Raw genomic sequence first — 11998 nt, 5'->3', positions numbered from 1 at the left:
TGCCGATCCAGGAGATCAAGATCGACCGGTCGTTTGTGCACGATGCACCCACCAACGCCGACGATGGTGTGCTGGTCGAGGGCATCTTGTCGGTGGCCCGGCACTTCGGCCTGCGTGTAGTGGCCGAGGGGGTGGAGACCCAGGCCCAGGCCGACTTTCTGCGCCAGCGCGCGCCGGACATCGTGTACCAGGGCTACCTGTTTGGCCGGCCAGAGCCCGATGCCCAGTGGCTGGCGCGGTGGACCCAGCCTGCCTGAGCCATGGGGCGGTGCGCGCCGGATGAGGGGCTGCTTATTGCGGCTTTTGAAAAAAATAGCTGCAGGCGCTTATGCAATATGCGCCCGCAGCTATTGTTTTGGTAGCGTATTCGCCTGGCCCAGGCGGTGCGCTGTCGTGACTTACTTGTTTTTGTCTTTGCCCTTGGGCAGGACGGTGGTCATCGGCGGCATGGGCCGGTCCGATGCGCTGTGTTCCTTGGGCGGCGAGGTGTCCTTTTTGGGTTTCTTCGCCATCTTGTTGCTGCGCTGTTCGCCTTTGGCCATGGGGCCTCCTTGAAAGGTCTCGGGATGGGACCGTGCGAGGATGTTACGTCACAAATTGCGTCGTTGGCGGCTGCAGGTGGCTACGCGCCCGCGCCTTCCGTGGCCCCCCGTGCGGCATCACTGCGCGCCTGCACGGCCAGCCGCTGGTCGCAGGCCAGTGCCAGTGCGTTCAGCACAGCAATGCCCATCCCCAGCGCGCAAGTGGCGCTCCAGCCGCCCCACAGCCAGGCCACCGACCCCATCGCCGAGCCCGTGGCCGCGCCCACAAAGTAGCTGGTCATGTACACCGCGTTCAGCCGCGCGCGGGCCGTGGGGTCCAGCCGGTAGATCACGTTCTGGTTGCTGATGTGCACACCCTGCAGCGCCAGGTCGGCCACCAGCATGCCCACCACAAACCACACCAGGCTGCTGGCGCCCAGCCACAGCGCGCCCCAGCCCAGCAGCAGCAAACCTACCGATGCGGCGGTGGCCACCTGCGCTTGCCCACGGTCGGCCATGCGGCCCGCCACATTGGCCATGAGCGCACCGGCCACGCCCGCCAGCCCCACCAGGCCGATGCCCGCGTCGCTCAGTCGGTGTGCAGGCCCCGCCAGCAGCAGCGCCATGGTGGAGAACAACACACTGACCGAGGCAAATGACAACCCGCCCAGCAAGGCCCGGCTGCGCAACCGGGGGTGGCGCAGCGCCAGTGTGCCCAGCGACCGCAAGACCTGCCCATACCCCTGCGTCTGAGCCGAGGCCGCATTGCGCGACACGGGCATCACCCACCACAACGCCAGCGCCACGGCCACCATGGCGACGCCCGCCACGCGGTACACCAGCGTCCAGCCGCCCACCTCCGAAAGCAGTCCCGCCACACTGCGCGCTGCCAGAATCCCGGTCAGCAGCCCGCTCATCACCAGCCCCACGGCCCGGCCGCTGCGGCCCGGCGCTGCCAGGGTGGCTGCCAGCGGCACCAGCACCTGTGCCGCCACCGAAAACAGGCCAGTGAGCAGCGTGCCCAGCGCCAGCATGGCGTAGTTGTGCGCGAACCCGCTGGTAAACAGCCCCAGAGCTGCCAGCAGCATCAGCGTGGTGATGAGCCGCCGCCGCTCCAGCAGGTCGCCCAGCGGCACCAACAGCAGCAGCCCTGCTGCGTACGCCACCTGCGCCAGCGTCACGATGAGCGCCGCCGACGCGTCCCGCACCTGCAGCTGCATGGCAATGGAGTGCAGCAGCGGCTGGTTGAAGTAGTTGCTGCCTGCACACAGGCCGCAAGCCACGGCCATGAGCAAGAGCACGGGAGTGCTGATGCCGGGGGGGCCGGGTGGCGGTGCCTCTGGATGGGTGCGTGCGGGGGAGGAGGCTGAGTGGGGGGATGAAGTCATGGAGGGTGCAGGTGCAGGCTTGGGGCGCATGCAACGCGCGTGCCATGAGCCATGGCCTGGGCTGCAATTTTCGCTGGCATCCGCTTCGGCGTTTGGCGGGTGACAAGCATCCTGCGGGGGGTGTCAAACACCAAGCCGGTGTGAAACTGTGATGGATTTCGCAAAAACGGGTCTCTGCGCCACGGCGCTGCACGCAGGTTGGGTGGTATGTCTCCAGGTGCTCGCCTATGATGGTTGCGAGCCCGCCGCCTGTCGCAGCGCCGGGTGCCGCACCAGTTAGCGATGCGTGTTTTCAACCGGAGATTGCCCATGAGCATGAAGCTGTTTCGTCAGTGGGGCGCATCGCTGTGCCTCGGGTTCCTGGCCTCGGTCAGCGTGTTGCCGACGTTTGCACAGGACCTTGCCGGTGCCAAGGACCACCCCGCCGTGAAGCGTTTTGGTGGCAGCACCATCGTGGGCTATGAGGTGCGCAACTTCGACGCCGTGGAGTTCCAGACTTCCACGTTCAAGGAGTTCGACCTGCAGACCTACAAGCGGCGCTATGTGCAACCGCCGCTCGCTCTGGAAGGCAAGCTCACCCGCTTGTGGTACGAGGCCCCCGGCGCCACGCGGTCGCTGGAGCTGTTTCGCAACTATGCCAACGACCTCACCGCCAGCGGCTTCACGGTGCTGTATGACTCCACCCGCGACGGCGCTGCGGGCAACTACACCAACTTTTTGGCCAACTTCAGCAGCGGCCAGCGCGACTTCATCAAGAACAACCGCAGCGAATACGTGATGTATGGCGCCGATGCCAGCACCGTGCGCACCGGCACCTTCCAGAAGGGCAACACCACCGTGCGCCTCGTCTCCATCGACTGGCCCAAGGAAGACGCCACCTACAAATCCAGGCAGGGGGCCTATATCGCCGTGGACATCCTGGAGTCCAAGGCCATGGAGCAGAACATGGTGGTGGTCAGCGCCTCCGACATCAGCAAGTCCATCACCGCCAACGGCAAGGTCGCCATCTACGGCATCCTGTTCGACACTGGCAAGGCCGACGTGAAGCCCGAGTCCAAACCCTCGCTGGAGCAGATCGCCGCCTTTCTGAAGGCCGAGCCTGCCGTCAAGCTGCACGTGGTGGGTCACACCGACAGCGTGGGCGGATTCGACAGCAACCTGACCCTGTCCAAGCGCCGCGCCGATGCTGTGGCCGCCGTGCTGGCCAAGGACTACGGCATTGCCGCCAACCGCCTGGTGGGCAACGGCGTGGCTTCGCTCGCACCTGTAGCCAGCAACAGCAGCGATGAGGGCAGGGCCAAGAACCGGCGCGTGGAGTTGGTGCCGCAGTGAGATTTTTGTCGCTGGGGCACGCAGCTGGGTTGGGCACAAACTACGCAACCTGGACACTGCACTCGTTGGTGCCCACTCATGCAACGCCACTTCTTCGCCGCGCGGGCAATAGATCTGCATGAGACTTCTTGCGGCCGGATTGGGCTTGGCCATTGCGGTGGCATGGACAGGCTGCTAACCGCGAGTTGTGGAGTCTTGCGACTTCGGCGTGCAGATCGCCAGGCCCGCTTTTGCGACAGAAGAAGACGTCAAGACCTCCTAGCCAACGCAGCGTGCGGAAGCGGGCGGGAGGCCGTGTTCCAGCGCTTTCACGGACGTGGTCGGTATGTGTTTTCCTGCAGATCAGAATGAGAGTCTGGTGTTGCCGCCGTGGGCAGACTTGCTCTGCTACCACCGCACCGGCCCCACCTCATCCCCCCAGAATATCCACCGCCGCGTCTCCACATACGGTGACGTGCCAATGGAGTATGGGTCCATGCCCGCCTCGTTGCGCTGCAGCCGCACCAGGTACCCACCATAGCTGGCCGCCCACAGGGTTTCGCCATCCGGGGATATGTCAATCGCGCTGATCGTGCTGCCGATGTGGTGGCGCCACAGGGCTTGTCCCTCGTCGCCGTATGCGTGCAGGTAGCCATCAGCGTCGCCCAGGATCACCTGGCCGGGCAGGGTGGCAGAGGCGTATACGCGGCAGCGTTCGTCCAGTGGTGGGGTGTCCTCATGGGCCGCTTCTTGCGGTACCGCGCCGATGGGGATCGAGCGGGTGCTGCCCCAGTACAGATGGCACGAATTGGCAAACAGGCGTGTGCTGTCGTGCGAGAACACTGTGTGGTGGGGGTAGGAAGATAGCGGCTCACGCTCGGCCACTACAGCGCCACGCGTGTCCAGCAGGATATGGCGACTGTCCTGGTCGCCCACGGCGATGTGGCGCTCATCAGGCGACAGGGCCATGTGCAGCATGTCCAGCGCCAGCACTGTCACGGTCGCACCGCCCACCTCATCATCCATCTGGTTCTTGGGCCAGGTGTAAGGGCCGTCTTCATCAAATGTCTGCGGGTGCAGACGTTGCATGGGGCTGTCGGCGCCTTGAGCTGTGCGGGTCAGCAGATACACCCCGGTGGGGTTGCGCAGCAGCACGCGCTGGCCGTCGTTGAAGGGGATGATTTCATCGCAGCGCTGCCCCAGCGGGCCTGCCGAAACCTGCACCTGCGGTGGCAGGCCTTCATTCCCGCCTGGTAGTGCAAATTGCGCGATCACGGTGCCATCCCATCCGTGGTGGGTGGTGATGTGCAGGCCATCGTAACGTGCAAAGCAGCGGCGATCGGGCGAGCGGCCCAGCCCCTGGATGGTGGGCAGGGGCGTGTACTCAACACCGTGCAGCAACACCCAGTGGGCGTCCTCGTCATGGGCCGCGCCGATGCGCGCGATCACACTGTCATCGTCCAGCCCAAACACGGGGCCTACGCATTGGCCGGCTTGGGCGGCGCGCGCCACATAGGCATCCGGGGCGAAGGCAAAGCGCTGGCGAAACCGCGTGGCAAGTTCTTCGTCGGCCCAGTGGCTCACCACGCGCGCCAGTTGCAGCACGGTAGGCGCATCGGCCTTGCGCGGGTCTTCGGGCAGGGCGCTGTCGTGTTCTTCGGCTCTGTCGTCTTCATCGCCGCCATCGGCTTTTGCGGAGGCCTCGGCGCGGTTGGCATCGTTGGCCAGTTGGTGCGCACGGATGGCCGCCACATAGGCTTGCCCATCGGCCTGCCATTGCTCCGACAGCGTCATGAGTTCGACGGGAAACACGGCCGCATCGGGTAGATCGGGGGGCAATGGTGGGGTGGCCAGCAGTTGCACGGCGGCTTCGATGCGGAGGGACTCGGCCTGCTGGGCCTGCGCCTCTTGATGCCGAGCGCGGATGCGGGCCTGCACCAAGCCATGAAAGCGCAGCAGGCGTGCAATGTGGTCGGCGGCGCAGCGGGGCAGGGACACGCGGCCGTCGCTCTGGCGCTGGGTGTAGCTGAACTCGACAGCGGCAGGCCCCTCGCGCGCCTCGTCCACATGGATCTGGTAGGCGCTGTGGGCGTTGTCTTCGTCATCGCCCGGCGCGTCGTCACCGTTGCGCCAGCTGTACTTGAGCGCGCGGCCCCAGGGTTCGCCGTCGTGCATGCAGGGCTGGCGCGCCCCCACCCAGACCTCGCCCTCCCAGTAGCCGTTGCGGTCGCTGTCCCACCAGTCGTTGTACTGCTCGGTGAACACGGGCAGGCTGGTGAAGGCCTCGATGTGCTCTGCCGTCATCGTGGCTTGCAGGCGTTGGTAAAGGGGGTAACGCGCACGGTGCTGGCCCACGGCCTTGCGCACATAGTCCAGCACTCCGCGCCAGGCGTGTTCGCAGGCCTTCCAGGCGTCGGGGTCGTGGCCGGGCTCGGCGGGGGACGCCAGCACCTGCCAGTCGCCGGGCTCCCCCTGCGTGTAGCGGCGATAGAGCAGCGTGCGCTGGGCGACCGTGGGGGCCGCGTGGCGCCACAGCTTGGTGGCCACACGCTCCAGCCAGTTGCGGGGCGAGGGCACCTGCTCCACCGACAGGTAGAAGTCCCAGGTTTTCCACACCGTGATGAACACGTTGTCGTCGCGCGCGTCGCCCTCGTCGTCCACATGCCGCTGGCACAGTGAAAAATCAGTCTGCCGGAACCAGCCATAGGCCTTGTGTTCCTTGTGCGCAATCACTGGTGTGTGCACCACGGCCAGGATGTTCTCGATGCTGATGGAGTTGTCTGCGCACAGGTCGTCGGCCACAGGCTGGTCGGCGTGGATGTCTGCGCTGCTGCGCACCGCGCTCTGGCCTGCCCGCACGGCGGCCAGCACCTGGCGGCGGCTGATCATGGCAGCCAGGCCGTCTTCGCCTGCATCCACCCCATCCAGGAAGTCGAGCGCGAACACAGCGCCGATGATTTCGCTCGAGAACTCTGCCCGGTGTGGCACCCCCCGCACCTCATCCAGCAAAAAATCCACCTGCTCGGGGCCTTCGGTATGCAGGTGGTATTCGTCGGTGAACAGCGCCACCCGAGCCTTCAGCCCACCACGCACGCGCAGCTCACCATGGTTGTAGTGGCCCCACAGCAACTCGTCCACCTGCAGCGTGCCCTGCACACACACCAGCTGTCCGCCGATCACGGCGTTCTGCACATGCGCGTTACCGTTGACGACCAGGTGCGTCGTACCGTCGGTGTCAGCGCTGGTCAAGGCGCCGTCGATGCGCAGGTCTCCATCTACCAGGATCACAAAGGGTGCGCGGGGTGCGGAGGGGTCACCGGGGCCGTCGGGTTGCTCTTGCAACCACTGGCGCAGCGGGCTGCCCTGTGCCAGGGGGGCGTCGAGGTGCAGTGCGGGCCATTGCACATCGCCCGTGATCCACAGCACGGTTTCATCGGCCAGGGTCTCAGGGGCCTGCGCCAGGCGCTCGGCCATCCAGCAGTCGGGGGGAATGCGGTGGGCCACATCGGCCAGCGGGCAAAGTCGGGCAGTGGGCATGGGGCGGGGCGCAGGAGGGACTCAACCGGCGGGCATGGTACACCGCGCCCAGCAACGATCCTGCTTTGCGCTGACAATGATGTGTCATCTTATTAATTCATCGCCATGACGCAGAACCCCCCTGTTTTTGAAGTCCTCCCCCGCGACCTCTCTGCCTACCGCCAGGGCAATGTCGGCATCGACTACGTGCACCGCTTCGAGTCGGGCAAGCCCGGACCGCATGTGCTCATCAATGCACTCACGCACGGCAACGAGATCTGCGGCATGGTGGCGGCCACCCACCTTCTGGACACGGCTGTGCGCCCCCTCATCGGCACGCTGACCATCAGCTTTGCCAACGTGGCTGCGTACGAATCGTTTGACGAGACCCGCCCATTCGAGAGCCGCCAGCTGGTGCACAACCTCAACCGCATCTGGTCGGCGGCCGAGCTGGACGGCACGGCGGACAGCCCCGAGCTGCAGCGTGCCCGCATCCTGCGCCCCGTGGTGGCCGCGGCCGATCACATCCTCGACATCCACTCCACCAGCCAGGACGTGCAGCCGTTCTGGGTGTACCCGGCCTACCCGCGCAATGCCGAGGTGGCGCTGGCCATCGGCCGCCCGCCGGTGCACCTGGTGATGCCCAGCGGCCTGGGTTCGGGCACGCCGCTCATCCAGCACGGTCGCCACGGGCAGGCCGACGGAGATGGGGTGGCACTGGTGGTGGAATGTGGCCAGCACTTCCGCCAGTCGGCGGCCGACATGGCCACGGCCGTGGCGCTGGACTTTCTGGCGCACTTCGGCCTCATCGCCCCGGTAGCCGATCAGCCCAAGCCCGCCGAACAGCGCCGCTACGAGCTGCTGGAGACCTGCATGGTGCGCACGAACGACTTCCGCTTCACACGGCCCGTGCAAGGGTTTGAGGTGTTTGCCAAGGGCGACCTCATCGCCACCGATGGTCCGCACGAGATCCGCGCGCTGTGCGACGACTGCACCATCCTCATGCCCACCCGCGAACCCATCGTGGGCCGAGAGGCGGTGTATCTCACGCGGCCGATCTGATCAGGCTGGGGCGGCAGGTTGCCGGGGCATGGGCGCCCGGACTATTTCTTGAAACGGATCTTGCCGTCCTTGACGTACTGGTTGAACTGGTCGGGCGGCAGCGCAGCAGAGCCGACGATGTCCTCTTCGACCGACCAGCTCAGCGTGGTGCTGTCCGCGCTGGTGGTCACCTCGATCGGGCCCTCGGGGATGGCAATGGGGGCGCCGTCGCCCGGGGTGTAGGTCACGTGGCCGTGTACGGTGGCGTGTTGCGTCATGGCGATTTCCTTGCGGCAGTGCCGCTGTGGTCATCGCTTCATTACAGGGCGAACTGCCTGACTGCCGTGTCAGCGCATGCCGCGCCGGTGCGACGGCAAGTGGCCGGTCTCGCACCCGCTGCTGTCGGTCAGGGTGGCACCACTGCCTGTGTGCGTTCCTGGCGCACCAAGTACAGCCCGCTGCCGATGATGATGGCGCCGCCCAGCAGCGTGCTGTAGCCCGGCACCGTCTGCCACAGCACCCAGTCCAGCCCCATGCCCCAGGCCAGCGCCGTGTATTCAAACGGCGCCACCACCGAGGCCTGTCCATGGCGAAACGCCTCGGTGATCGCCAGCTGGCCCGCAAACCCCGTGACGGCCAGTCCCGCCACCAGCGGCCAATGGGCCTGCGCCACGCCCACCCATTGAGGCCAGGCCAGCGTGCCTGCGCCCAGTGCGAGCAACGTGGTCGTCCAGAACACCAGGCTGGCGCTGGAGTCGGTGCGGGTGAGCATGCGGCCCGTGATGGCCGACACCGCATAGCAGGTGGCTGCCGCCAGCACGGCCAGCGCGCCCAGGGTAAAGAACGCCTCCTGATTGGGTCGCAGAGCCACCAGCACGCCCACCATGCCCAGCGCAATGGCGACCCAGTGGGCAGCGCGCACCTTCTCGCGCAGCACCACGGTGGACAGCGCTGTGATCAGCAGTGGGGCAATGAAGAACAGCGTGTAGGCCTCTGCCAGCGCCAGTTCGCGGATGGCAAATGCAAACAGTGCCAGCATGGCCACGTTGAGTCCGCCACGAAGCAGGTGCAGGGGCCAGCGCACTTTCAGCAGCCGGGGCACCTCGCCACGCCACAGCACATACAGGGCCACCAGCGGCAGCGCGGCCCAGCCCCGCAGCGCCGCTACCTGCATGGCCGGGTAGTGGGCGGTCAGCGTCTTGAGCAGCGCATCCATCAGCGAAAAGAAGCCCACCGCAGCCACCATGGCGATGATGCCGCGCAGGTTGCTGGACGGTGCAGCCTGTGTGGCTGGGGCGGGCGATGCTGAGGACTGGGAGGAGGCGTTGTCAGCCATGGGGATGCCTCAGAGGCTGCGGAGCGTGCGCCATGGCCGACAAGACATGGGGTGTGGAATGGTGCTCACATCTGCCGAACAGTGAGGGCTCTAAGGAGGGCACTAGGGAGGGCATTGAGGGAGGGCATTGGCCGTTGCATGAAAAAAGGAGAGCGTCGGTGCCATGGCGGCCGACGCGCCGAACAGGGGCAAAAAGTGTAGCGCAGCGGGTGGCGGTGTAGTGCCGCGGACCGCAGCGCAGCTTGTTTTGCGTGGCGGTCTGCTTCAGGGGATGCGTCCGTCAACGGAAACACCGGGCAGTGCGCCCAGCCGACCACGGTGGAGGTGGAGCTGGGCCTGCTGCCCGCGTCTCTCAAGCCTGCACAGGCGGACATTGGCTGGGCGCAGCACATCGTGCTGTTCTTTCCGCTGTGGCTGGGCGACATGCCCGCCTTGCTCAAGGGTTTTCTGGAGCAGGTTGCAAGGCCCGGTTTTGCCTTCAACCCCGAAGGCAGCAACCCCTTTGGGCGCAAGGGGCTCACCGGGTGCAGTGCGCGGGTAGTGGTCACGATGGGAATGCCAGCGCTTGTCTATCGCTGGTACTTCCGTGCACACAGCGTGAAGTCGCTGGAGCGCAATATCCTGGGCTTTGTGGGCTTTGTGGGCGTTGCGCCGGTGCATGAGACGCTGGTGGGCAGCGTGGATCAACTGGGCGAGGGTGGGGTTGCCAAGTGGAAGGCGCGCATGTGCGCGCTGGGGGCCAAGGCAGCGTAGGCCACAGGCGTGGCTGGCCGAACCGCCGCGTTCTTCAGCCAAACGTGCGCGCCATGCCCATGGCACCCATGCGCTGGCTGATGGCAAAAAACTCCGCCACGGTGTCCTCAATGATCTGCTGCGCGGTCTTGACGGAGTCGATCAAGCCCACGGTCTGGCCCGCCAGTGCCGGCGCTGCTTCCATATCGCCGTCAAAGTACACGCGCTGGATGCCCGCAAAGCTGTCGGCGGGCATGAGGCCTGCCTCGTGGATGGCCTGGGTGCGCTGCGATTTGAGCGCGCGGATGCAGGGGCTGGCCTTGGTGTTGAGCATCCAGGTGCCGGTCACGCCCGCATCGACGATGGCGTTCTTGTAGTTGGCGTGCACGGGGCTTTCGGCGCAGCTCACAAAACGCGTGCCCATCTGCACCGCCTCGGCGCCCAGCGCAAAGGCTGCGGCCATGCCGCGCCCGTCGCAGATGCCACCTGCCGCGACCAGCGGCACGTCCACCCGCGCCCGGATGGCCTGCAGCAGGACCAGGGTGGAGACTTCTTCGGGGTTCTTGAAGCCGCCGCCTTCACCGCCTTCCACCACCAGGCCGTCAATGCCTGCGTCCACACATTTGAGCGCAGCATCCACCGTGGGCACCGCGTGGTAGACGGTGATACCCGCATCCTTGAGCGGCGCGATGAACTTGGCCGGGCTGCCCGCCGAGGTGGTCACAAACTTCACGCCCGACGCGCAGACAAAGCGCAGCATGGCGTCGTCCTTCAAAAAGCGGATGGGCAGGTTCACGCCAAACGGCAGACCCAGCGCGCTCATCTTGGTGATCTCGGCCTGGCAGTTGGCGGTTTCGCCCGACGAGGTCTCGATGATGCCCAGGCCCCCAGCGCGGGACACCGCCGAGGCCAGCTGCGTGCGCGCGATCCAGCCCATGGGTGCCTGGATGATGGGGTAGCGCGCACCGGTGTGGGCAAGGACGCGGTTGGTGGCGGGTGCGGTCATGGACAAAGTCTCCTGATTTTGGGAGCGTCCATTATTTCGACGGGCAGGCCGTCGTCGTGTCGCCCGCGTTACGGGGGCAAGGCGTGTGTCTCGTCCCAGGGCAGCCGTGCCAACAGGCGCTGCCAGTCGGCGCTGGGGTGCGCGTTGGAATCGTCGGCGGGGTCGTGCATGCCGCCCCAGTCCGCAGGCCCAGGCCAGCGCAGCCCGCTGTCAAAGGTCATCACTGCCCCCGACACCGGGTGCGGCACTGTGAGTTGCCAGGCATGCAGCCACAGCCGTTGCTGTGCCAGACGCTCTGCCCACCAGCGGTTGATCGGGCCTTTGCCGTGCGTGGCGTCGCCGATGATGGGGTGCGCCAGGTGCTTGAGGTGGCGGCGAATCTGGTGCCGCCGGCCCGTGGTCGGGATGGCCTCGACCAGCGAGGCGCGGGTGGTGGCAAAACGCGCGTCGCTGGCCTCGGGCAGCGTGAGCTGCGCCAGGCGCCGAAAGCGGGTGTGGGCCTCTTGTACGGCCGCATCGGCAGGGGCGTCGTCGGGTTTGAGTGCGTGGTCCACCTCGATGGCCTCAGGCGCCCAGCCGCGCACCATGGCCAGGTAGCGCTTGTGCGTGGCTCCGTGCTCAAAGGCTTGTGAGAGCGCGCGCGCCGCATCGCTGTGCAGCGCCATCACCAGCACGCCGCAGGTGCCCTTGTCGAGCCGGTGCACCGGGAACACATGCTGGCCCAGCTGGTCGCGCAGGGTCTGCATGACAAACCGCGTCTCGCCCGCGTCCAGCCCCGTGCGGTGCACCAGCCAGCCCGCAGGCTTGTAGACGGCCACCAGGTGCTCGTCGCGCCAGAGGATGTGCAGGGGAGGGGCATGAAGAAGGGCGTTGCCGCCGTGGAAGACAAAGGACGATAAGGGAAGGCGCGGATTGTGCCCCACGCACAGCTGCCTACACTGGCCCGGCTCAACCCTTGCAAAGGATGCCCAGGTATGTCCGCTGGAGACTGGAAAGACATGTACGCCGCCGTCGTGGCGGGCGACCTGGCGCTGGTGCGCCACCACATCAGTGCAGGCGTGAACCCCAACTACCAGCATCCCGAGATCCTTTGCACGCCGTTGGTGGCGAGCCTGATCCACGGCCACCACGAGATCGCTCACTACCT

General features: G+C 66.3%; 10 protein-coding genes and 1 pseudogene. 4 read left to right on the top strand and 7 right to left on the bottom strand.

Features of this window, described 5'->3' with window-relative positions; genetic code table 11:
* The coding region (locus ISS20_RS19735; RefSeq protein WP_291438791.1) for an EAL domain-containing protein at positions 1–257 on the top strand (257 nt) is incomplete at its 5' end.
* Between the two features lie 141 nt (positions 258–398).
* Here the strand turns inward: ISS20_RS19735 and ISS20_RS19730 are convergent.
* Positions 399–542, bottom strand: coding sequence for a hypothetical protein (locus tag ISS20_RS19730; protein WP_274114443.1), 144 nt, complete (start codon positions 540–542; stop codon positions 399–401).
* 80 nt (positions 543–622) lie between these two features.
* On the bottom strand, positions 623–1810 hold the full coding sequence (locus tag ISS20_RS19725; RefSeq protein ID WP_291438795.1) for an MFS transporter: 1188 nt from the start codon (positions 1808–1810) through the stop codon (positions 623–625).
* 408 nt (positions 1811–2218) lie between these two features.
* Here ISS20_RS19725 and ISS20_RS19720 point away from each other — a divergent pair, with 408 nt between their 5' ends.
* Complete coding sequence (locus ISS20_RS19720; RefSeq protein ID WP_291438788.1) at positions 2219–3241, top strand: OmpA family protein; 1023 nt, start codon at positions 2219–2221, stop codon at positions 3239–3241.
* Between the two features lie 387 nt (positions 3242–3628).
* On the opposite strand, the gene ISS20_RS19715 is transcribed toward ISS20_RS19720, so the two are convergent.
* On the bottom strand, positions 3629–6757 hold the full coding sequence (locus ISS20_RS19715) for a WD40 repeat domain-containing protein (RefSeq protein ID WP_291438786.1): 3129 nt from the start codon (positions 6755–6757) through the stop codon (positions 3629–3631).
* 105 nt (positions 6758–6862) lie between these two features.
* Between ISS20_RS19715 and ISS20_RS19710 the strand changes: the two genes are divergently transcribed.
* Positions 6863–7798, top strand: coding sequence for a succinylglutamate desuccinylase/aspartoacylase family protein (locus tag ISS20_RS19710; protein ID WP_291438784.1), 936 nt, complete (start codon positions 6863–6865; stop codon positions 7796–7798).
* Between the two features lie 41 nt (positions 7799–7839).
* Here the strand turns inward: ISS20_RS19710 and ISS20_RS19705 are convergent, their stop codons facing one another.
* Together ISS20_RS19705 and ISS20_RS19700 are read right to left on the bottom strand one after the other, a co-directional pair.
* Positions 7840–8055 carry a hypothetical protein gene (locus tag ISS20_RS19705; RefSeq protein WP_056064801.1) on the bottom strand — a complete coding sequence of 72 codons (216 nt, stop codon included), beginning with the start codon at positions 8053–8055 and terminating at the stop codon, positions 7840–7842.
* 128 nt (positions 8056–8183) lie between these two features.
* Positions 8184–9113, bottom strand: a complete 930-nt coding sequence (locus ISS20_RS19700) for a DMT family transporter (RefSeq protein WP_291438781.1) — start codon at positions 9111–9113, stop codon at positions 8184–8186.
* A gap of 333 nt (positions 9114–9446) precedes the next feature.
* Between ISS20_RS19700 and ISS20_RS19695 the strand changes: the two are divergent.
* Positions 9447–9866 (top strand): annotated as a pseudogene (locus tag ISS20_RS19695) (NAD(P)H-dependent oxidoreductase); the annotation flags it as partial.
* Positions 9867–9900: 34 nt separating this feature from the next.
* Here ISS20_RS19695 and ISS20_RS19690 read toward each other — a convergent pair.
* Together ISS20_RS19690 and ISS20_RS19685 are read right to left on the bottom strand one after the other, a co-directional pair.
* Positions 9901–10851 (bottom strand): nitronate monooxygenase, encoded by a 951-nt coding sequence (locus tag ISS20_RS19690; protein WP_291438779.1) that lies wholly within the window; start codon positions 10849–10851, stop codon positions 9901–9903.
* A gap of 68 nt (positions 10852–10919) precedes the next feature.
* Positions 10920–11699, bottom strand: a complete 780-nt coding sequence (locus tag ISS20_RS19685) for a pseudouridine synthase (protein WP_291438793.1) — start codon at positions 11697–11699, stop codon at positions 10920–10922.
* Positions 11700–11998: the final 299 nt, after the last annotated feature.

This window comes from Acidovorax sp., from assembly GCF_016783915.1.
Taxonomy (GTDB): domain Bacteria; phylum Pseudomonadota; class Gammaproteobacteria; order Burkholderiales; family Burkholderiaceae_C; genus Acidovorax.
The sequence above is the reverse complement of the archived record's forward strand: the minus strand, read 5'-3'. Positions and strand labels throughout refer to the sequence as shown.